Origin of the sequence: Coprococcus sp. RTP21204st1_G4_RTP21204_210225 (assembly GCF_040915385.1) — a bacterium.
Classification (GTDB): Bacteria; Bacillota; Clostridia; order Lachnospirales; family Lachnospiraceae; genus Allocoprococcus; species Allocoprococcus comes.
This window is the reverse complement of sequence record NZ_JBCPDP010000010.1, coordinates 11342-33588: the sequence shown is the minus strand read 5'-3', so window position 1 is coordinate 33588 and position 22247 is coordinate 11342. Positions and strand designations below refer to the sequence as shown.

Here is a 22247-nt window from a genome sequence, read left to right as displayed (position 1 = left end):
TCTACCTCTCCTTTTCCATCCAATTATACACTATTCTTACTTTCCGGCTTCTTTTTTCTTTCCATAAGTTGCAAGTGTTACACCGATTGCTACAAATACACTTGCAAGAGTTGTCAGATAGTTTGCTGCTCCCGGAAGCCAGTTGAAAAGACCTGCGTTGATTGCAATACCGATGAGAATTGCAAATGCAAGCATACCACCTGCAAATTTGATTCTTTTCAGTCCAAACTGCATAAGCAGGGCACCAAACAGTGCCGGAAGCAGATAATTCAATGCCTCTATCACACTTGCCGGCATTGCTGAAAGTACAGAGCTTCCGAGGATAACTCCGATCGTCAGCACAGATACGTTGATGACGATGGATGTCGCCATACCGATTACTGAAACGATCGAACCTTTTTCTGTTCCTGGTTCAACGTCAGCTGCGACCTGAGCCATACCGGCACAAGGAACTCGCATATTGGAAATATTTCCTGACAAAAATGCCATGTATGTACCTACCGGACCAAGTACGGTAAAGTAAGAAATCGGTTCTACAATCCAGAGGAATCCGAATGCACTTGCTGCAGAAATAAATGCGGTGGCAAGTGCAGCAGGTTTTGGAAGAAGTCCGTACACAACTGCCAGTACAAGTGCCGGCAGGAAAGATAATACAGCTCCAAGCAATCCGGTAAGTTTACCAATCTTATGCATCTGCGGCATATATTCGCCTTCATAAAAATCTTTTTTTTCCATGTTCGCTCCTCCTTTAAATCACGGCTGTGATGATCATTGCTGCCAGAATTGAAATCGTAAGATTCCATTCTTTCAGCCACTTGATATTCTTTTTTTCTGAAATGGTTAAAAGTATTGCCATAAATACAGCTCCAAGTACGCAGGCAACTGAGTTTTTATTCAGCTTGATCAGATGAGAAGATGACATTGAACTAAATGCACCAATGATAGCCGCACTTGAAATTGCCATCAGTTTTGCCGGATCTCCACCTGAAATTTTATGCTGTACCTTGTCCATACGGTTTGCAGAAATAGTTGCAAAAATGATCCATCCGATTGATCCAAGGATCATGGTCCATACTGCCATATCAAGTGCCAGTGGTGTCAGTGTATCTGCTCCAAGCTGTACACCAACTGATGCAGTACCAAAACCTGCTGCGATAGATTCAAACATAACAGAACCGATCAGGGAAAGTCTCATCCACGCCATCGGTCCTCCAACAGTGATCAGAAGGGAAAGCATTCCACTTAAGATTACAATAGATGGTCCAATGGAAGTGATCGCGCTGCTCTTGATTGCGTTCTTCATCTGCTTTTCTGTAAGTCCGATCTTCTTTCCTGCCGAATAAGATTTTTTTGCAAAGATCAGGGCCTGTGCGATAACGAGTATTACCGGGATTCCACAGGCGATCCACATCGGTATACTGTTGGCGATTTTCATAGCATCCATATTGCTACCTCCTTAAAAATAAATAAAATATTCATAAAATTTATTGAAATTATAATAAAATTATCGCGATAATTCTATGAATAAATATTCACTTTTCTTTTAAAAGGCATATAGAGGTGAAAAAAATTCACTCCCATATGCCCTTTCATGAAAAAATATTTTATTGATAAATTCTTTCAGCAAACAATTTGTATTGCCATTTTCTATAAGCCTTTCAAAACTTCCACTTCGCCAAATGCTTTCAGAAATTGTTTTTTTCCATATCCCGGAAATTCCAGTTCGATCATCATCTCGTCCTCAGAAATAATCTCCCCTTCCCCGTACTTCGGATGTCTGCCTTTTCGCTCTGGCTTCCGTGTTTCTTTCTGTTCTTCTTCCTCCTGCTTTTTCTCCCTGATCAGCTCCCGCGTATCTTTCCGCAGTTTCTGCAGATTCGCTTTCCGCGACTCACTTCCCGGCTTTTCTTCCCAGTCGAGCAGCTCCTCCGGCAGCATCCGCAGATAATTGCTTGGTGTTTCATATGTCCCCGGGATCGTCGGATTTGTATAATAGGAAAGTTCCAGATTCTTCCTTGCACGGGTCAGTCCTACGAAGAACAGACGGCGCTCCTCTTCTTCCTGTTCTATGCTTTTGCAGCGAAGCGGGATCAGTCCCTGATTCATTCCGATGATGAATACATAGTCAAATTCCAGACCTTTTGAGGCGTGCAGTGTCATAAGATGAACTGCGTCTTCTTCCTCCGTCTGTCGTTCTGTATCTGCCGCTTTTTCCATCGTATGTTCGCCCGAAACCGCATTCAGTTTCCCTTCTGCAACATACTCCCGGATCATATGAGGTCTTTCCGGAACCGGATCCTCATCCTCTTTCTGTTTTGTCGGAAGAACATAAGGAAGTTCTGCTCTTTCAAATACTTTTTCCAGAATCTCTGCCTGCTTCTGCACCCGGTAGAAAACCGCAATCTCCCGGTAAGGAAGTCCCTGCTCATGAAGCTCACGGATCCGCTCTGTCAGATACTCTGCCTCGATAAATGGATCATAATGATTCCTTACCAGAATCTTCTCCCCTCTTTCGCCACTTCCCTCAATCTTTCCTCCAAACTGAAGAAAACGGTTCGCCGCTTCCAGGATCACTTCATCGGACCGGTAGTTAACCGGCAGAGTCAGTTCTTTTGCGCCAAATCTGTGCTTGATCAGGAAGAACATATTCGGTCCGGTTCCTCTCCAGCTGTAGATCACCTGATTCGGATCCCCTACCGCAAAAAAGTGGGTCTGTGTGCCTTTTAACGCCTCCAGAAATTTCAGCTGTTTTTCGTCACTGTCCTGTACCTCATCGACAATGATCCACTTAAGATCCAGCACCTCTTCCTGCTCTTTTGCCACCTGCGTTCCTTCTTCCAGAAGATCTGCAAAGGACATTTTATTCTGCTGTCTTTTTGCCTTCTCAAGAAGCGGAAAAATCTGAAACAGATCATCTTTGTATTTTCCCTGTGTTCTTCCTTTCCGATATGCCGCGTAATCCTCTTCCATCCGCTTTTTCAGACGGTTCTGGTATTTGATCTTATAACCGCCTTCTTTTGCGATGGCAAGCACCATTTCCATTTCATCTTCCGGTGTGATAACGGTAAATTCCCGGTTCCATTCTTCCAATTTTGTTCCGTCTTCTGCCTTTTCCGGAAGAAATCTTCGCAGAATCCTTAAGGCAACACTATGAAAGGTTCCAAATCCCCACAGTTCTTCTTCCGTAAGCTCTGCTTCTTTTCTGGATAGACGTTCTGCGATCTCATCTGCCGCCTTGTTGGTAAAGGTAAGCACTGCCATTTTCTCATACGAAACCTGCTTTTTCTCATGCAGATGCCGCACTTTCTCGATCAGCACTGTTGTCTTTCCGCTCCCTACATTTGCATTTACCAGACATGCCGGGCTTTCATCCAGCACCGCCTCCTGCTGGTAAGGATTTAAAGTTTTTATTTCTTCTATATTATTCATTTCCAAGCTGTTCATCATATCGCCTTTGCAAACGGTCTCTCTTCTTCTGTCGTTCTTTTTTCTCCTGCTCATCCATTTTTGCTTCATACCGTACCCGGATCTGCATATCCGCCGGACAGATCACATGATACCGTAAGGTATTGGTCAGACTTTGGAGGTTATCCGGCTCCATCAGCCATTTTGCATAAAATTCATTTTCCATCGTCAGGATCAGCTTGTGTCCTTCTGTACTGACTTTTTTAATGGTCTTCAGGAACTGCCCGCCTGCCTCGCCATTTTTGACCACGGCATAACAGACCTTCTCCCACTCATCCGGCAGATTGAAGAAAGAAAATTCTTTCCGGATCACAGGCTGTGGCTCTTTGATATTTTTCTTCAGATAAACCGGTGGTTCGCTCTCTTCCAGAAGATTATCAAGTCCCCACAGAACCGTCTTCTTATCCAGATTGTAGTCACCTACGCATGCCGGACAGCCATCCTCACACGGACAGCCGCTGACCATTTTAATCGCACTTTCCAGAATTTCCGGAACCAGATCATAGATCTTCTCCGAATAACCAAGTCCCCCCTCATATTTGTCATAAATGAAGAGGGACACCTTTTCCTCCCGGAACTCATCCGGAATGGTCGCATTGTTGGACATGGTCACATCAATATCATCCCGCTCCGTCATCGTCACCATCATTACCGCATTCTTGATCGCATACTGCATTCCGTCAAAATGATTGTTCAGCACCAGCTCTCCCATCCGATTTGGCAAAAGAAGACTCCGGTAGACTCTGACAACATTCTCCGGCATCGTAAGCCAGGTGCTTTCCGTGCCATAATTCTTCTGAAGCGGCTGTGTCAGCGTCACATAGCCCAGATTCTGATGGTTATGGAACTGCAGTTTCTTGTACATGGCAATGATTTCGTTTACATTGATATCTCCAAAACGGATTTCCGTCCTCTGATACGCGTCCTCCTGAAATACATGCAGGATACGCGTCTCTTCCTGTCCTGCCGGTACCGTATAATAATCCCCTGTAAACGGAATGGCGTAAGCTGTCCGGCTGACCAGATCCATCTTCGTGATCTCATAGGATGCACCATCATGCATATATACAGCACCCGGATGGATCTCATGGTATGCCTGGGATTCGTCCATCTCCGTGATCTCATGTCCGTCCTCCTGCGCGAGCAGCTTGAACCTGGTCTTGTCCATATTACGCAGGCTGTAATCCCCTGCCGGAAATGCAGGTCCCGCCCAGGCAAATCTTCCGGCAAGGCTTTTTACTTCTCCGGCGCTTAAAAGTACCGGGATCATTTCTCCAAGATCCGGAAAAAGCGCAATATCATCCAGTGAAAGTGGCATCTCAGCAGCCGCTGCGCGCAGATGTGCAAGCTCGATCAGAAGATTGTCCGGATCCACGATCGCATTTTCACTTTCTCTTGAGAACAGCCATTCCGGATCGATGGCAATGTACTGGTCAAACGGTTCATTTTCCAGGATCAGATAATTGACACAGGCACTGCCGCTTCGTCCGGCACGTCCACTCTGTTGCCAGAAGGACGCCCTTGTCCCCGGATAACCGACGATCACAGTTGCATCCAGCTTTCCGATGTCGATCCCAAGCTCCAGTGCATTCGTCGATACCAGCCCGGTCAGTTCTCCCTCCGTCATCTTCCGCTCAATCTCTTTTCGCTCCAGCGGGGTATAACCGCCACGGTATCCTGCGATCAGATCTGCCGGATTCTTGCCGCCCACCCGCACCATTCCAAGAAATCCGGCAGCATCTAATTTATCCTTTGCTTCTTTTAGAATAACTTCTACATTTCTTCTGGATCGTCCAAAGGTAATAAAATGATGATCCTCTTCCACCAGCTCCGGTATCAGTCCGGCTGCCACGGTTGACGCCGCAATCCTTCCGTATACTTTGTCATTATTCCCCTTGACCTCCGGCGGCTGGATAATACAGTATTCCTTCTCCGGTGCCGGCGATCCATCCCGGTCAATCAGCGTAAATCCGCTTCCACAGATCTTTTCGGCAAGCTCTACCGGATTGGCGATCGTCGCGGAACTGCACAGAAAATGCGGATTCGAATGGTAATACCGGCAAATCCGGTGCATTCTCCGGAAAATATTTGCCAGATGTGCTCCGAAAGCACCGCGGTAAGAATGAAGCTCATCGATCACTACATATCGTAAATTTGCAAAAATCGCGTCAAACCCGTAATTGCTGTGATTCGGAAGGAATGCCGAGTTCAGCATCTCCGGATTGGTCAGGATAATATTTGCACTCTTGCGGATCCTTGTCCGCTCGGCAGGTTTGGTATCTCCATCGTACACGCCTGCTGAAACTCTTCCCTCTCCGAAAAATTTCAAAATCGACTGCATCGCGCGGTACTGGTCACTTGCCAGTGCCTTGGTCGGGTAAATAAAAATCGCACGTGTCAGCGGGTCTTCCAGAATTTTCTGCAATACCGGGAGCAAAAAGGCAAGCGTCTTTCCACTTGCCGTCGAAGTCGTAATAACCACATTTTCTCCGGCTCTGACCTTCTCAAACATCTCAACCTGATGTGCATAGAGTCTGGAAATATGGTTGCTTTCCAGATATCCCCGGATTTCTTCCCGGAACTCCTCCGGGTAGTCCCGGTACAACAGCTCCCTTTTCTTCATTTTTCTTGTATAAATGATCAGCTTTTTAATTTCTTCCGTCATGAATTCCTCCATAATTTAAAAAATGTGCACCTGTAGCACGCAATACCTTTTATTTCACAGGAAGTTCCCGTAGAATAAAAACCAAACACATATTCGTATGTACAGTATAGCATGGCTTTCCCATTCCTTCCATAGATATTTAGTGTATAGATATATTCTATATCATTCATGTAAATTATCTATAAAAAATGTTGTCCATGCAACATACATTTTATTAAAAGAATGTTAAATTTATATTTTGGATATGTAAATTTTATTCAGGGAGGAATACATACAATGAAAAAGAGATTTTTATCAATCGCTCTTACACTTGCTATGGTATCATCTATGGCAGTAGGATGCGGAAGCAGCAAGTCAGATTCTGCTGATAGCAAAAAAGAAGAGGGTGCAAAGACAGAAGCTTCTGCCGATACAGAAAGTAACCAGATCTTATTTAACGGGTCTTCTACTTTAGCACCGGTTATCACTTCTATGGCTACTACTTTCTTTGATACTTATGGAACATGGGATGCATATGATTCATCTCTTCCAAAAGAAGATATCGCAATCTACGTTTCAGCAGGCGGATCCGGACAGGGAACCAAAGCCGTTATCGATGGAACTGCAACATTTGGTATGGTTGCAAGAAGCGTAAAGGATGAAGAAAAAGAAGCAATCAAAGTTGAGAAAGAATACCAGGTTGGTATCGATGCTCTGACGATCGCAGTAAACCCGGCTAATCCAGTAAATAATGTTCTTGATAACCTTACAACGGAACAGATCGTAGGACTTTTCTCCGGCGAATATGCTACATGGAAAGATCTTGACTCATCTCTTCCTGACGAAGAAGTTGTTGTTATTACACGTGATATCAATGGTGGAGCTCACGAAGTATTCCAGAAGAATATCATGGGTGACACAGAAGTAAAAGCGGATGCGATCCAGGCTTCTTCTATGGGTGAACTTGTTCAGGATATCATTGATAACCAGTACGCAATCGGATATGCTTCATTTGGTGTTGCTAACCAGAATGAAGGAAAAGTAACTCCACTGAAAGTAAACGGTGTTGCTGCAACAAAAGAAAACATTCTTGATGGATCTTACATCATCCAGAGACCACTTCTTCTTGTAGGTTCTGGTGATCCGACAGATGTACAGCAGGCTTTCCTTGATTACGTTCTTGGTGATGAAGGACAGAAAACTGTAGAAGATATGGGATTCATTCCTATGAAATAATCTTCCGATATTGAAGGGGGTGTGCAAAGACACACCCCTTTTTCTTGCTATATGTCGCTGGTTAATCCCAGGTGTCAATTTTGATTTGTATCCGGACAGCGCTGTCTGTCCTGCATCATACCTAGAAAGGATTTACTATGTTTAAGAAACTTTCAGATAAATTCAGCAAAGGAATCATTTATCTGGCTGCCTTTCTCGTAACGGCACTGATGGCAGTCATGATGATCCATATTGTGAAGGAAAGTATTCCTGCCATTTCACAGCTTGGAATCAAAATATTCCTGCCTACCACTGAATGGCGCCCTGTCAGTCAGAAACCGCAGTACGGACTTTTACCTGCGATTGCCGGTACCCTTTATGTCTCAGCGATCGCAGTTGTCCTCGCACTCATCTTCGGCGTTGCCTGTGCCTGCTTTCTGGACTATTACCTTCCGAAAAAGGTGGCATCCATATTCCTTGCGTTCATCGATCTGGTTGCAGGAATCCCGTCCGTCATCTTCGGATTTATCGGACTTACGGTTCTTGTAAAAGCCTTTGCCACCCACCTCCATATGGCAGCCGGTCAATGTATCCTGGCAGCCGGGATCGTGCTGGGGATCATGCTTTTACCATTCGTTATTTCCACCTGTCATGAATCTTTACAGACTGCACGAAAGACTTACGAGTTCAGTGCGATCACACTTGGATTCTCCAGAGAATTTACCCTGCTGCATTTTATTCTTCCGGCAATCCGGCCGGGAATCATTGCAGGTGCCATGATGGCATTCGGCCGCGCACTTGGCGAGACAATGGCCGTCATGATGGTAATCGGTAATTCCCCGATTTATCCCAAACTCCTTGGACGTGGTCAGACACTTCCTGCCCTCACCGCACTGGAAATGGGAAGTATTGAATACGGAAGCCTTCACCTCTCCGTACTTTACGTTGCAAACGCTGTGCTGCTTGTGATTCTTTTCATCGTACTCGGTATCAGCTATCTTCTGAAAAGGAGGCTTGCCACCCATGAGAACTAAACTGCAGAAATTTTTCACACGCCTGATTCTCAGTATACTCGGACTTTGCGTGATCGTTGTTACACTCTTCCTTTTCCTTTATGTCTTCTGGAAAGGGAAAAAAGTATTTAGCTTGTCCTTCCTTCTGGACAAGCCTGCCGGTGTTCCACTTGGAACTGCAGGCGGTATCTATCCGGCACTGATGGGTTCCATTTACCTTGGCGCACTTTCCGCACTGATCGGCGGTATCCTTGGTATCGGCGCTGCCATTTATCTTGTATTTTACAGCACCGGAAAACGATTTTCCGTCCTTGTAAATATGGCGATCACCGGACTTTCCGGAATCCCTTCGATCCTGTTCGGGCTGGTTGGATATACGCTTCTGATCTACCGTTTTGGACTTAACCGCAGCCTTCTGTGTTCGGCACTGTGTGTTGCAGCAATGATCATTCCTTTTGTTGCAATCCGAGCAGAAAAGATTCTGGAAGAGAAGGGACGTGAATATATGAAGAACTCCCTAAGTCTCGGACTTTCCCGTGAGTATGCTCTCCGGAAACTGATCCTTCCGGTCTGCTTTGTAGAGCTTCTCGGAACCGTTGCGCTTGGAATGGCATACGGTATGGGTGCCGTTGCACCGATTTTATACACCGGAGCTGTCATGCAGGCAGATGTTCCGCATTCTCTCTCCGATCCGTTCATGTCACTTCCATATCACCTGTATATCCTTGTGAACAACGGATTTTCTCTGGATTATGCTTATGGAACCGCATTTGTACTGATGCTCTTCCTGCTCATCATCCAGTTAATATGTAAATTTATCACCTATCTACGAAAGGACAATTGATATGCTGAATATAGAAAATCTAAAATGTGGATTTGGAAAACACGAAATTCTTCACGGAATCAGCCTGACGATCCCGAAAGGACAGATTACAGCCATCGTTGGTCAGTCCGGCTGCGGAAAAACAACTTTTCTGAAAACCCTGAACCGGATGGTAGAAGAAGAAGGCGGCTATCTCTCAGGAACAATTACTTTAGAAGGAACCGACATCAAATCTCTTCCGAAAGAAAAACTCAGAAGGCGTGTTGGCATGGTTTTCCAACAGCCGATCGCTTTCCCGCACAGTATCGAAAAGAATCTGTCTTATGTACTGAAATACCACGGTGTCCGTAATAAGAAAGAGATTGCTGAGAAAATTACAGAGTCTCTGCAGAAAGCAAAACTCTACGATGAGGTCAAAGATCAACTGAAAAAATCCGCCCTCAAATTATCCGGCGGTCAGAAGCAGCGTCTTGCTATCGCACGAAGCCTCTGTGCCGGTCCGGAGATCCTGCTCCTTGACGAGCCGTGCTCCGCACTGGATATGAAGAATACAATTGCAATCGAAGAAACGCTTTTGGAGTTGAAAAACCAGTATACTTTCGTCATCGTCACACATAATCTGGCTCAGGCAAAGCGAATTGCCGATCAGGTGATCTTCATGGATCATGGAGAAGTACTGGAAGTGACGGAAAAAGAGAAATTCTTTGAAAATCCGGCATCGGAACCGGCGAAAGAGCAGATACAGTATATGTAATAAAAAACGAGCAAATGTCTTTTCACATGACATTTACTCGTTTTTTTTATTTATTCCGCAAAGGATTTCTGTCAGTCTGATTTTTATTTCAGCATCTCTCTGAGCAGTTCATTAACCATACCCGGATTTGCTTTTCCTTTCATTGCCTTCATGATCTGTCCAACCAGTGCGCCAAGTGCTTTTTCTTTTCCACCCTTGAAATCTTCCACTGCCTTTGGATTCTTTGCAATCACTTCTTCCGCAAGTGTGCGGAGTGCACCTTCATCGTTGACGGTCTTCAGTCCGTGATCCTCTACATATTTTTCCGGATCCACATCCTCTGCAAATACCTTTTCAAATACCTCTTTTGCTACAGAACTGTTGATGGTTCCCGCGTCTGCAAGTTCGATCAGTTTTGCAAGGTTCTCCGGTGAAAATTTAATATCTGCCGGCTCCTGTCCGTTTTCATTTAACAGACGCATGGTTTCTACCATCAGCCAGTTGGACACCTTTTTCGGCTTGTTGCAGATTGCACAGGTCGCCTCAAAGAGATCTGCCATCTTCTTCGTTCCGGTAATGAGCTCCGCATCATAACGTGGAATATCATAATCTTTCTCATAACGTGCAAGTTTTTCACTTCTCAGCTCCGGCTGTTGGTCTTTGATCTTCTGGATCCATTCATCACTGATCACGATCGGCACCAGATCCGGTTCCGGGAAATAGCGATAGTCCTGCGCATCCTCTTTGGAACGCATCGCATAAGAATATTCTTTATTATCATCCCATCTTCTGGTTTCCTGAATAACTTTCTTTCCTTCTTCGATGAGTTCGATCTGTCTCTGTCTCTCTCCCTCGATCGCATGTGTAATCGCTTTAAAGGAGTTCAGGTTCTTCATCTCAGTACGTGTTCCAAACTCAGAAGCACCTACTTCACGAACCGAAAGATTGACGTCTGCTCGCATGGATCCTTCCTGAAGCTTACAGTCCGATGCTCCCAGATACTGGCAGATCATACGCAATTTTTCCAGATAAGCAATGACTTCATCTGCCGAACGCATATCCGGCTCCGATACAATCTCGATCAGCGGAACCCCACTTCGGTTATAATCTACTAAAGAGCAGTCCTCCCACTCATCATGGATCAGCTTTCCGGCATCCTCTTCCATATGCATCTCATGGATCCGGACTTTTTTCTTCTGCTCTCCGACTTCAATCTCTACATAGCCGTCTCTCGCAATTGGCAGATAGAGCTGTGAAATCTGATAGTTCTGCGGGTTATCCGGATAGAAATAATTCTTACGATCGAATTTGCACACCTGTGTGATCTTACAGTTTGTCGCAAGTCCTACTGCCATCGCATATTCTACTACTTTTTTATTTAATACCGGAAGGGAGCCCGGCATACCGGTACATACCGGGCAGGTATGTGTATTCGGTGCGCCCCCGAATGCGGTACTGCATCCACAGAAAATTTTTGTCTTTGTTGCAAGTTCTACGTGAACCTCCAGACCGATTACGATTTCATACTGCTTTGACATCTATGCTTCCCCCTTTCCGGCTGCTTCTGTTTTGTCGTACATAGATACCCATTTTTTCTCTGTCAGGCACTCATAGGTATAAGCTGCCTGAAAAAGCTTCTTCTCCTGGAAGCAGTCTCCGATGAGCTGCATTCCAACCGGAAGTCCTTTCGCATCCCGTCCAACCGGAATACTGATCCCCGGAAGTCCTGCCAGGTTGACGGAAATCGTATAAATGTCGCCCAGATACATTTTGATCGGATCACTTAAGGAAGCTCCAAGCTTCGGTGCTGTCGTCGGTGCTGCCGGCGCCAGGATCATATCATATTTTGCAAATGCACTGTCAAATGCCTTTTTAATCAGTGCTTTTGTACGGAGTGCTTTCAGATAATAAGCATCATAATATCCGGAACTGAGTACGAAAGACCCAAGCATGATACGGCGCTTTACTTCCGGTCCGAAGCCCTCGGAGCGGGTCTTTTTGTACATCTGGTGAAGCTCTTCATAATCCTTTGTGCGGTATCCGTATTTCACACCGTCAAATCGGGACAGGTTGGAGCTTGCCTCTGCTGATGCGATGACATAATAAGCCGGAATCGCATATTTTACAAGTCCAAGATCAAATTCTTCAATCTCAGCTCCTGCATTTTTCAGAACCTCTGCGGCTTCCAGAATCGGTTTTTTCACTTCTTCGTCCAGACCTTCTCCAAAATAATCTTTTGGAATACCGATCTTCATCCCTTTTACATCGTTTACCAACGCACTTGTAAAATCCGTGTCCTGGCGTTCTACCGAAGTGCTGTCTTTTACATCATGGGATGCGATGGTCTCAAGAACCGTCGCACAGTCGGTTACGTCCCTTGCAACCGGTCCGATCTGGTCAAGAGATGATCCGTAAGCGATCAGTCCATAACGGGATACCGTTCCGTAGGTTGGCTTGATTCCAACGATTCCGCAGTAAGAACTTGGCTGACGGATCGATCCGCCGGTGTCAGATCCAAGAGCATATGGTACTTCCAGAGCCGCAACTGCCGCACAGGAGCCACCGGAAGATCCACCCGGTACATGCTCCAGATTCCACGGATTCTTTGTCTCTCCATAATAAGAAGTCTCAGTCGTGCTTCCCATCGCGAATTCATCCATATTAGTCTTTCCGATCACAACTGCACCTGCTTTTTCCAGATTCAGAACTGCTTCTGCTGAAAATGTCGGTACAAAATTACTCAGAATTTTTGAACTGCAGGTGGTCGTCACACCTTCCGTACACATGTTATCCTTGATTGCAACCGGTACTCCTGCAAGCGGTCCGGTCAGTGTTCCGTCATCGATCAGCTTCTGCACTTCTTCCGCTCTTTTTAAGGCAGCTTCTTTTTGAAGTGATACAAAACTGTTGACTTCTTTTTCTACTTTATCAATCTGTGCGAAGCAGGCTTCCACTGCTTCTTTTACTGTAACTTCTTTTGCCTGAATCTTTTTCCCAAGTTCAACGGCAGTAAGACCTTTCAAATCCATCTTTCGATTTCCTCCTATGCGAATGTTCTAGGTACTTTGTAGCTCTGTTCTTTCTGCTGCGGCGCATTTGCCAGCATTGCTTCGTGATTGTCTCCATTTGTCACTACATCCTCACGGAATACATTATTTACCGGAAATACATGTGACATCGGTTCAATTCCTTCTGTATCCAGTTCATTCAGGGTATCAATATAATCAAGCATGGTTTCCATATCTTTCTTTGCCTGCTCTTTTTCTTCGTCAGAAAGCTCCAGCTTTGCCAGGATTCCAACGTATTCGATTGTTTCATCCGAAATCTTGTTTGCCATTGTACTCGTCCTTTCTAATAATAATTATCGTAAAAGCTTTCGTACTCCTCCGATTCAATCCACTCACTCGGTGTAAGTTCTACTGTAAGTCCTTCCAGATCAACTTCTGTTCCATCGATCAGGACAATATTTTTCAGCTCCTGTGGAAATCCCGACTCTTCATTACCGATCAGCATTCCCATATAGTTTTCGTATCCGGCACTTACTGTCACGTCATAATCAAAAATCCCAAAACCTTCCACACATTTCACATCATAGACACCTGCAGGTACGTCTTTTCCTACTGTAAATTTATCCGATACGGTTTTCGATTCTGTAAGCGGATTTGCAATTGCTGTCAGATTCATCTGTGCATTCTCTGCTGTCATGTGAAGCTCCAGTGTATCCTCTACTATCACATAACATCCCGGAAATACTTCAAAGTCACTGACTTCTTCTTCCGTATTATCGTAGTCATCACCAAAATTGTACTGCACCCAGATATTATTTTTGCTGTCTGTCAGCTCTACCTGACCACTTCCACTTTTGCAGGTCAGTGTATAGGTTCCCTGCGGAAGATGTACACCGCCTTTATAAATTCCGGCTGTCAGGTCTGCTTCATAAAGTTCTCCTTCTTCCGGCATCACTTCCTGCAAATCACTGTATGGATCTTCCTCGGTGTAGCTGTCACTGTCATCATGAGTATAGTCATCAAAATAATGCTGAACTTCATCGCTGATCGTTCCGCCAAGCTCACCTGCAAATGCTGCAATGATCACAAAGCCGATCAGAAACTTTCCAAGCTTCCTTTTCTTTTTTACCGGTCTGCTGCTTTGTCGCATTGAAGATGATGTATAACTGTAACTCTGGTTTCCTGTCTGGCTGTAGCTTGTGTCTGCGGTATTGTAGCTCGCATTTGCTGCCGCATTCTTTGACGCCTTTTTTGCAGCTGCTTTCTTTGCATTTTTATCTGCATTCTTCGCCTTACGCACATTTTCCCGAGTCATGGTCTTTCCTTCATACGGCTTTTCCGCTTCCGTATGTATATGTGTCAGCGATTCTTCATGACCGGAATTTTCAAGTGTCACATACTGATCGTCATTCTTTGAATTGTCAAGCCCACACTCTGTGCAGATATTTCCGTTTAATTTTCCTCCACATAAGGAACATCTTCGTCTCATTTTGACCTCCCCCGCTGCCTCTTGTCAGCTTCCTTTTTTACCTGCCAGCCAGGGAGCTTCGTCTCTACGGAGTAAGTCTGCTTAAATCTCTCGGGAAGAGGGTTGTCTCACGGACGTTATCTTCACCAAGAAGCTGCATTGTCAGACGTTCCATTCCGATTCCAAGACCTCCATGCGGCGGCATACCATGTTTGAATGTATCCAGATAGGTCTCCAGTCCTTCTTCCGTCATTCCCCGCTTTGCAAGCTTTTCCATCAGCATGTCGTAGTCATGGATTCTCTGTCCTCCGGTCGTGATCTCAAGTCCACGGAACAAAAGGTCAAAGCTGAGTGTGAATTTCTCATCCTGTGGATCGTCCATTGCATAGAACGGACGCTTCTTTGACGGATAGTAGGTTACAAATACAAAATCAGAATCCCATTCCTCTTTTGCGTACTGTCCGATCAGATGCTCTTCCTCGGGTTCCAGATCAAATGGATTGCGGATCTTACGTCCATACTTTTCTGAAACCTTCTGCTTTGCCTCATCAAAACGAATTGCCGGAATTTTAGAGACATCCGGAAGTGTCACGTCCAGGATTTTAAGTTCCTTCGCATAATCCTTTTTCAGAAGCTCCATCGTATACTGAAGGAAGCCCGTTTCCATCGCCATGATATCTTCAAAACTGTCGATATAACCCATTTCAAAATCCAGACTGGTATATTCGTTCAGATGACGCTTGGTGTTGTGTTTTTCTGCTCTGAATACCGGTCCTGTCTCAAATACTCTGTCAAAAACACCAACCATCATCTGTTTGTACAGCTGTGGACTCTGTTCCAGCACTGCCGGACGATGGAAATAATCCAGTCGGAAGAGGTTAGATCCTCCTTCTGCTCCTTTTGCTCCGATCTTCGGGGTATGAATTTCTGTAAAACCTTCTTTATACAGGAACTCTCTGAATCCTCTTACGATTCCTTCCTGAATTTTAAACTTCGCTCTTTCCCTTACGTTCCGAAGAGAAATGGAACGATAGTTCAGCTTCGCTTCCAGGGAAGTGTTCAGTTTCCACTTTGAAACAGCAAGTGGAAGGCTGTCTTTTGGCATACTGAGTACTTTTATCTCACTCAGACGGATTTCAATTCCGTTCGGTGCCTTCTCTGATTCGGTCAGTTTTCCTGTTACTTCTACTGTAGCGGCTTCTCTTAAATCTTTCAAGTTAAATTTTGTAACGCCTTCTTCGTATACACACTGGACCAGACCTTCCCGTTTTCTCAGAATCACGAAAGCGACTGTTCCCATGTCACGAATTGTATGAACGGCTCCATTTACCTTCACTTCTTCTCCAAGTCTTCCCTCTTCCAGTAATTCACTAAGTTCCAGCGTTTCTTTTTCTTTTACACCTGTCATAAATTCCATGTCACAATCCTCCTAAAATATGTTTTGCTTTTGTCAACTTCGTATTCCGGATTGGTTTTGATATGCATAAAAAAAGCCCCGGAATACTTTTTCGTATTCCGGGACGGATAATCTGATGATCCGCGGTACCACCCGCATTGAATCCTTTAGGATTCCTCTCTTACATACGTAACGTGCATGAACCGTATTACCCTACTAAAGCACCTGTGCTTTCCATTCAGATAATCTGCTCCAGAGTGTTCCCTTCGCCTCATTCCTCAAACAGCGCTCTCAGTCGGTGACGCCGTATTCCTGTCAAGTTCCAGAAGCAAGAGTCTCTTTCATCGCTTTGCTTTACTAAATTATTTTTAGATACTAGCACACGTTCTTTACTTTTTCAAGTATTTTCTTCTATTTTTTAATTTTTTCTCGTTAATTGTCAGCTTTTTTGCTTTAAAATCATCAATTTACTTTGTTTCTTTTTGTTTTTTGATTATTTCGTATGTTTATCCACGTATTTATTCTCTGTTTTGGAATAAACAATTTTCTGTTCCTTATATAAGCTGTAATATCCGGAAAGCAGATAGCTTACCGCAACCACAATACAGTAAAACGGCATCCCGTTAAATCCAAACAACTCTGCTGCAATCAAAAGAGACGTGATCGGACTGTTTGTAACTGCACAAAAGACACCAACCATTCCACATGCTGCACAGATATCTGTCGGTGCTGCAAGGATCGTAGACATAAAAGAACCAAGTGTCGCCCCGATAAACAGTGACGGTACGATCTCCCCACCCTTGAATCCGGCGCAGAGCGTCAGTACCGTAAACAGCATTTTCTGAAGGAACATCTGTGGTCCTGCCGTCTCTTTAAAGCTTGCCTGGATCACACCTGTTCCAAGCCCCAGATAGGCATCCGTTCTGAGTGCAAAATACAAAATGATCACTCCTGCTGCCCCTGCAACCACACGCACATACGGATTCGGAAACCATTTCTTCAGATAATGTTCCCCCTTATGCAGCACAATACAGAACAGTGCTCCGGCAAGCGCACACGCAATTGCCAGAATGATCGCTTTGATCGAATCCACACTGTAAAAATCCGGAACCGATTCTACCAAATACGGCGGAGTAACGGTCCTCACTTTCAGAAGCAGCGCAATCCCCTGTGCGGCAAATGCAGAAAATACACATGGCACCAGCGCGGCATAATACATCACACCAACACTGATCACTTCCATTGGAAATACAACCGCCGCCATCGGTGTCCCGAAAAGTGCTGAAAATGCGGCACTCATACTTGCCAGAATGATGATCTTCTTGTCACTCTCATTCAAATGCAGATATTTCGCACATACATTTCCTACACTTGCTCCAAACTGAAGCGCTGCACCCTCTCGTCCGGAAGATCCTCCAAACAGATGTGTGATCGCTGTCGATATCAGGATCAGTGGTGTCACCCATCCCGGAACCTCTTCCTCATCCGACCGGACTACCGTCAGAACCAGGTTCGTTCCGGAGTTCTTCTCCTGCCCGGTAATTTTGTACAGCCAGACGATCAAAAGACCTCCTAGCGGTAGCCCAAGAATGATCATCGGATTTGCCTGTCTAAACGAAGTCACCCATACAATCGCATAGGAAAATCCGCTGGCGATCAGTCCGATGAGACTTCCGATTACCCCGGACAAAACGATCCATTTGAACAATGAACCATACAGATTTTTCCATGCTTCTCTCATTTCTTTTAATTTTTCATTCATCCTTTGTTCCTCGTACTCTTATTTTCTTAAAAAAAGAATGTGCCCTGGCACATTCTCGCGCCGAGCGCGTTGCTGAGCGCCAGTGGCGCTCGTTAAGCAACGACCGAAGCGGAGCGTAGACCGCTTGCGACATCCTTCATCTTCGCGCGAGTGCACATCTCCGGCACACGGTGCCTTTTATTTAACAGGAAGTTCCTTCAGAATTTCCTGTTAAATAAAAAATGCTGTATACACATCCTTATTCCACTTTTTATTATAGAAAATTTTTCTTTTTTTGACAATTCCAACTGACAAAGATTATTTCTCTTTTTCTAGCTGCATATGATAATCCCGGATCATATCTGCAAGCGTAACTGTCTTCAGGCTGTCCGACAGGCGCAATCAATAAAAATAATATCCGGACGAAAGCCAAATGAGATTTTCTTATAATCCTCAGCAGACATTTCCTTCTCGCTGTCGATTGAAATTTTTATACGAAACTGGTATTCTATAAGAAAAGAAAATCGATCATTTTCATGATCGAAGGAGGTTAAGATATGTCTGAAATTTTAGCTTTCTCAGAATCTGCCGATTCTGATCCAAAGCTTTCTACAGAACCGGTTTCCGAATCCGAAGACATCCATACAGCCACTGATGTACAACCCAAAGAAGCTCCAGCTCCGGAACCAGATTCCCCTGAAGCAGAAACCATTTCATCTGAGGAAAAAAAGAATACTTACACGGATTTTTCATCGGAAGATTTCAAATCTTCTGACGATTCCGAAAAAGATCCGTTTACCGGAGAAAAGAAAAGTTTCCACCACCACATTTTCCATACAGCAAAAGAACTGAACTATCTGCGTGAAAAATATATCCTGGAAAAAATTCCGGATGACCAGCTTCTTGAGTATCTGAAGCTTGAAGAAAAGCGTCATGAGCTCCAGGTGCAAGAACGCAACATCCGCGAAAAACGGATTATGAATGCCTTTATGCTGACAGTAATCCTTGCTGCAATTGTGGCTGTAGTATACAGTCTGCATGAGAATCCGACGGTACTCATCAGTATCCTGTATATTGGTGGAATCCTTGCAGGCATCCATGTCTGGAATAAGAAAAAATAAATATTATAACATGCACATAAGAACCTCTGCCGGACAAGATGTCAAGCAGAGGTTCTTCTCTTCTGTCTTACAACAGATTCCTTTTTTATACATTCTGGATAAAGTTCTTGATTTCTTCTCTGGTCGGCATAACCCGAAGTGCCCCTTTTCTTGTTGTGATCAGGGATGCTGCCGCATTTGCAAATGTGAGAAGCTCTTTTAAATTTTCTTCAGTCAGCTCTTCCATTCCATGCTCCAGAATATAATTCAGGGAATTGGCACAGAACGTATCTCCGGCGCCGGTCGTCTCGATCGTATGCTCCTGGACAAAGCCCGGAACTTCTACCCGGAAATCTTTATAATATGCACGGCTTCCGTCTTTTCCAAGGGTAATGAGTACCAGCGGAATCTGATATTTTTCACGGATCAGTCTTGCTCCCTCATCATAGTCCGTGGTTCCGAACAAAAATTCCACTTCATTATCTGAAATTTTCAGGATGTCACATTTGGAAAGTCCGTATTCGATCTCGACTTTCGCCTCATCCAGTGATTTCCAGAGTGGCGGGCGGAGGTTCGGGTCAAAACTTACGATACATCCTGCTTCTTTTGCCACATCAATCGCATATCTGGTTGCTTCTCGCACGCCTTCATGGGTAGAGGAAAGTGTTCCGAAATGGAAAATCTTTGCCCCGCGGATCAGATCTTCGTCCACTTCTTCTTTTTTCAGCATCATATCTGCTCCCGGATTCCGGTAGAAAGAGAAATCTCTGTCACCGTCCGGATAAGTATGTACGAACGCAAGTGTGGTATGTACTTCTTCATCCATTACCAGATTCCGTGTATCAATTCCAACTTCTTCGACTGCAGTTTTTAGCTGTTCTCCGAACATATCTTTTCCGACTTTTCCGATAAATGCGGTCTTTTTCCCAAGCTTTTCAAGCATGGCGAGTACGTTGCATGGTGCGCCTCCCGGATTGGCTTCCAGAAGCGGATTGCCCTGTGCACTTGTTCCATTTTCTGTAAAATCAATTAGCAGTTCGCCTAAGGCGGTTACGTCATAAATCTTTTCCATATTCGATTCCTCTCTTTATAATCCTCTTGGATGCGAAGTTATAGGCTGTGAAGACGAATTACACAAAAGAACTGTTTCAAATTCAGTTGTGCAAACCATTCCGATGAACCTCTTAGGACGAAAATCGTGTTCAGCAGAGGCTTCCACGATTTTTGAGTTTCATCTCCATTGCACAAAATTAGAATTTGAAACAGTTCTTTTGCGTAATTCGTCCATCAAGGTTATCGATAATAATCTTCGATCCCATACTCTTATAAGCAAATTATACCTTGTCCTTCCAGTACATGCAATAAGATTATGTAATCGATATCATGTTTTTTCAGTTTTCTTTCGCTTAAATCAGGTTCAATTTTTTCAGAACGTTGTAGATGGTTCCTTCTTTGAATGGGTCGCTTAAGTTTCCGATTCTGAGGAGTTCGTGGTAGCCTTTGCTTCCGCCCTGGCTGCAGAGGGCGTAGTAATCTTTCCATGCGCCTTCCAGGTCTTCCTGCATTTTTCCGTAGTATTCGAGGGCTCCTACACGGGATACGGCGTAATCAATATAATAGAACGGGCACATGAATAGGTGCTGTTTCTGCATCCAGAATCCGCCCTGTCCCAGGAATTCATTGCCATCATAATCTCTCCATGGGAGATAGATTTTTTCCAGTTCGTGCCATACTTTTCTTCTTTCCATTGCATCGGTCAGATTTTCAGCGTATACACGGTGCTGGAATTCATCTACGCATGCCATGTATGGCATTGCTTCCAGCGAATCCCACAGGTATGCTTTTTTCTGTTTTTCTGCATTTTCTCCGAAGAACAGATGCATCCACGGCAGTGTGAAATATTCCATCGCCATTGAATGGATCTCACTGATCTCTGCGGTACTGAATGTCTGCGATAATACCGGAATATTGCGTGACGCTGTGTATGCTTCAAAGGCATGTCCTGCTTCATGGGTAAGGACATTGACATCTGCATTGGTTCCATTAAAGTTTGCAAAAATGAACGGTGCCTTATATTCTTCCATAAAGTCACAGTAGCCACCCTGCTGTTTTCCCTGTCTTCCTTCCAGATCAAACAGACAATATTCCATCATAAAATCAAAGAATTCTCCTGTCTCTTTGGAAAGTTCATGATACATGGTTCTCGCCTTTTCCAGAAGTTCTTCTTCCGTTCCCTCCGGAACTGCATTTCCATCCGGATAGGTAAGACTTTCGTCATAATATTTTAATTCTTCGATACCAAGTCTATCTTTCTGTTCCTCATAAAGTTTCTGACAAAGCGGTACGATATGCTCCCTGATCTGCTTACGGAATATTGCTACATCTTCCGGCGTGTATTCAAATCTTTCCATCTTCTGATACATCATCTCGGCATATCCATTAAATCCAAGGTTCTTTGCCATCTGCTGACGGATTCCGATTAGTTCCGTATAAAGGGAATCCAGTTCATCCGAAATCGCTTTATACAGCTCTGCCCACTTTTCAAAAGCTTCTTTACGGATGCTTCTGTCGGTATCTTCCATCATCTTTAACAGACCATAGAATCCTAGCTGTTCTCCGTGGAAATCTGTAACCGGTGCTGCTGCGACCTGGAAATATTTCTGGATCAGTTTGTTCTCCTGGATCTGCAGATCGGCATTACACGGATCGGTAAGCCGGACTTTGTTCTCTGCCTGTCTGGAATAAACTTCTCCGAACTCTTTTTCAAGCTCTGTTCTGTAAGGAGACTTCAGATAACTCTCATAGAATTTTTTCATTTCTATATCAATCTGTGGCTCGATCTCGAAAATATATTCCATCTCTTTTCGATAGAATTCATCATTGGTATCCTGGCTGTTGCGGATACTTGCTATGACGCGTGTCGTATTAAAGTGGCTGTTTGCATTCAGAATTGCGACAAATGCCTGATGCGCGCCTTCAAAATCTGCAGCCTCGTTAAAGTTCTTTGTTTCTTTCTGGATGGTTCGGATATACGCTTCCCCATCTGGACGTACATATTTCATCTCTGAAAATTTTTCCATCATCTTTTCCTTCTTTCCAATCTTTTTCCTCTGCCTGTCAGAATCATATTCTTTTCCCCAAAAGCAGCTCTATCCCGATTTTATCACAACTCATCCTGTGATTCCATCACCTTTTCGTACAATGTTACGAAAGAATAAAAATCTCTTCTGACACAGCCGGATTCTTCAATCCACATCTGCATCAAAAGAGATTCTTATCTTCAAACATACAAAAATCGGAGTGACAGGATTTGAACCTGCGACCTCTACGTCCCGAACGTAGCGCTCTACCAAACTGAGCCACACTCCGATAATAAATATATTGGATATTCCAAACGGAATATCCAACTTAAATTCTTATTCAATTAAAAACTACGGATAGAGGACTCGAACCTCTACTAACAGAGTCAGAGTCTGCTGTGCTGCCATTACACCAATCCGCATCAATCATCTGTTAATATCTGTCCATCGAAATGAACAAAACATTATAAATTTTCAGAAAACCAAATCGGAGTGACAGGATTTGAACCTGCGACCTCTACGTCCCGAACGTAGCGCTCTACCAAACTGAGCCACACTCCG

General features: G+C 44.4%; 17 protein-coding genes and 3 tRNA genes. 5 read left to right on the top strand and 15 right to left on the bottom strand.

Annotation, left to right across the window (positions count from 1 at the left end):
- Positions 1-36: 36 nt before the first annotated feature.
- The 4 genes from AB5213_RS10570 to AB5213_RS10555 all read right to left on the bottom strand — a co-directional run bounded on the left by AB5213_RS10570 (position 37) and on the right by AB5213_RS10555 (position 6130).
- Entirely contained in the window at positions 37-735 is a 699-nt protein-coding gene (locus AB5213_RS10570) for a hypothetical protein (RefSeq protein ID WP_173690430.1), read from the bottom strand.
- 13 nt (positions 736-748) lie between these two features.
- On the bottom strand, positions 749-1444 hold the full coding sequence (locus AB5213_RS10565) for a DUF5058 family protein (RefSeq protein WP_173690429.1): 696 nt from the start codon (positions 1442-1444) through the stop codon (positions 749-751).
- Positions 1445-1647: 203 nt separating this feature from the next.
- Positions 1648-3501, bottom strand: a complete 1854-nt coding sequence (locus tag AB5213_RS10560) for an ATP-dependent helicase (RefSeq protein WP_252198795.1) — start codon at positions 3499-3501, stop codon at positions 1648-1650.
- Entirely contained in the window at positions 3422-6130 is a 2709-nt protein-coding gene (locus tag AB5213_RS10555; protein WP_349096104.1) for a DEAD/DEAH box helicase, read from the bottom strand. Before AB5213_RS10555 ends, AB5213_RS10560 begins: the two co-directional genes overlap by 80 nt.
- A gap of 276 nt (positions 6131-6406) precedes the next feature.
- On the opposite strand from AB5213_RS10555, the gene AB5213_RS10550 reads away from it, so the two are divergent.
- From AB5213_RS10550 to AB5213_RS10535, 4 genes are all read left to right on the top strand, one after another.
- Positions 6407-7345, top strand: coding sequence for a phosphate ABC transporter substrate-binding protein (locus AB5213_RS10550; RefSeq protein WP_368276674.1), 939 nt, complete (start codon positions 6407-6409; stop codon positions 7343-7345).
- Positions 7346-7482: 137 nt separating this feature from the next.
- Positions 7483-8358, top strand: coding sequence for a phosphate ABC transporter permease subunit PstC (gene pstC / locus AB5213_RS10545; protein ID WP_215634169.1), 876 nt, complete (start codon positions 7483-7485; stop codon positions 8356-8358).
- Positions 8348-9181 carry a PstA family ABC transporter permease gene (locus AB5213_RS10540; protein WP_195255926.1) on the top strand — a complete coding sequence of 278 codons (834 nt, stop codon included), beginning with the start codon at positions 8348-8350 and terminating at the stop codon, positions 9179-9181. Before pstC ends, AB5213_RS10540 begins: the two co-directional genes overlap by 11 nt.
- Before the next feature lies 1 nt (position 9182).
- The gene (locus AB5213_RS10535) at positions 9183-9914 is read left to right on the top strand and encodes a phosphate ABC transporter ATP-binding protein (protein WP_117557126.1); all 732 of its coding nucleotides are present in this window, start codon (positions 9183-9185) and stop codon (positions 9912-9914) included.
- An 83-nt stretch (positions 9915-9997) separates the two neighbouring features.
- Here the strand turns inward: AB5213_RS10535 and gatB are convergent, their stop codons facing one another.
- The 6 genes from gatB to AB5213_RS10505 form a co-directional block, all read right to left on the bottom strand.
- Positions 9998-11431 (bottom strand): Asp-tRNA(Asn)/Glu-tRNA(Gln) amidotransferase subunit GatB, encoded by a 1434-nt coding sequence (gatB, locus tag AB5213_RS10530; RefSeq protein ID WP_215634168.1) that lies wholly within the window; start codon positions 11429-11431, stop codon positions 9998-10000.
- Complete coding sequence (gene gatA, locus AB5213_RS10525; RefSeq protein WP_215634167.1) at positions 11432-12922, bottom strand: Asp-tRNA(Asn)/Glu-tRNA(Gln) amidotransferase subunit GatA; 1491 nt, start codon at positions 12920-12922, stop codon at positions 11432-11434.
- 14 nt (positions 12923-12936) lie between these two features.
- Positions 12937-13230 carry an Asp-tRNA(Asn)/Glu-tRNA(Gln) amidotransferase subunit GatC gene (gene gatC, locus AB5213_RS10520; RefSeq protein WP_008373126.1) on the bottom strand — a complete coding sequence of 98 codons (294 nt, stop codon included), beginning with the start codon at positions 13228-13230 and terminating at the stop codon, positions 12937-12939.
- Positions 13231-13244: 14 nt separating this feature from the next.
- Positions 13245-14390, bottom strand: a complete 1146-nt coding sequence (locus AB5213_RS10515) for a hypothetical protein (protein WP_368276673.1) — start codon at positions 14388-14390, stop codon at positions 13245-13247.
- A gap of 64 nt (positions 14391-14454) precedes the next feature.
- Positions 14455-15786 carry an aspartate--tRNA(Asn) ligase gene (gene aspS / locus AB5213_RS10510; RefSeq protein ID WP_022220804.1) on the bottom strand — a complete coding sequence of 444 codons (1332 nt, stop codon included), beginning with the start codon at positions 15784-15786 and terminating at the stop codon, positions 14455-14457.
- Between the two features lie 472 nt (positions 15787-16258).
- Entirely contained in the window at positions 16259-17527 is a 1269-nt protein-coding gene (locus AB5213_RS10505) for a chloride channel protein (protein ID WP_368276672.1), read from the bottom strand.
- Positions 17528-18063: 536 nt separating this feature from the next.
- Here AB5213_RS10505 and AB5213_RS10500 point away from each other — a divergent pair.
- A complete protein-coding gene (locus AB5213_RS10500) occupies positions 18064-18627 on the top strand; it encodes a hypothetical protein (RefSeq protein WP_368276671.1) in 564 nt (187 codons plus the stop codon).
- Between the two features lie 85 nt (positions 18628-18712).
- Here AB5213_RS10500 and AB5213_RS10495 read toward each other — a convergent pair whose 3' ends face one another.
- The 5 genes from AB5213_RS10495 to AB5213_RS10475 all read right to left on the bottom strand — a co-directional run bounded on the left by AB5213_RS10495 (position 18713) and on the right by AB5213_RS10475 (position 22247).
- Entirely contained in the window at positions 18713-19678 is a 966-nt protein-coding gene (locus AB5213_RS10495; protein WP_368276670.1) for a carbohydrate kinase, read from the bottom strand.
- 334 nt (positions 19679-20012) lie between these two features.
- Positions 20013-21689, bottom strand: coding sequence for a M3 family oligoendopeptidase (locus tag AB5213_RS10490; protein ID WP_368276669.1), 1677 nt, complete (start codon positions 21687-21689; stop codon positions 20013-20015).
- 212 nt (positions 21690-21901) lie between these two features.
- Positions 21902-21975 (bottom strand) — tRNA-Pro (locus AB5213_RS10485).
- A 62-nt stretch (positions 21976-22037) separates the two neighbouring features.
- Positions 22038-22108 (bottom strand) — tRNA-Gln (locus tag AB5213_RS10480).
- A gap of 65 nt (positions 22109-22173) precedes the next feature.
- Positions 22174-22247, bottom strand: a tRNA-Pro gene (locus AB5213_RS10475).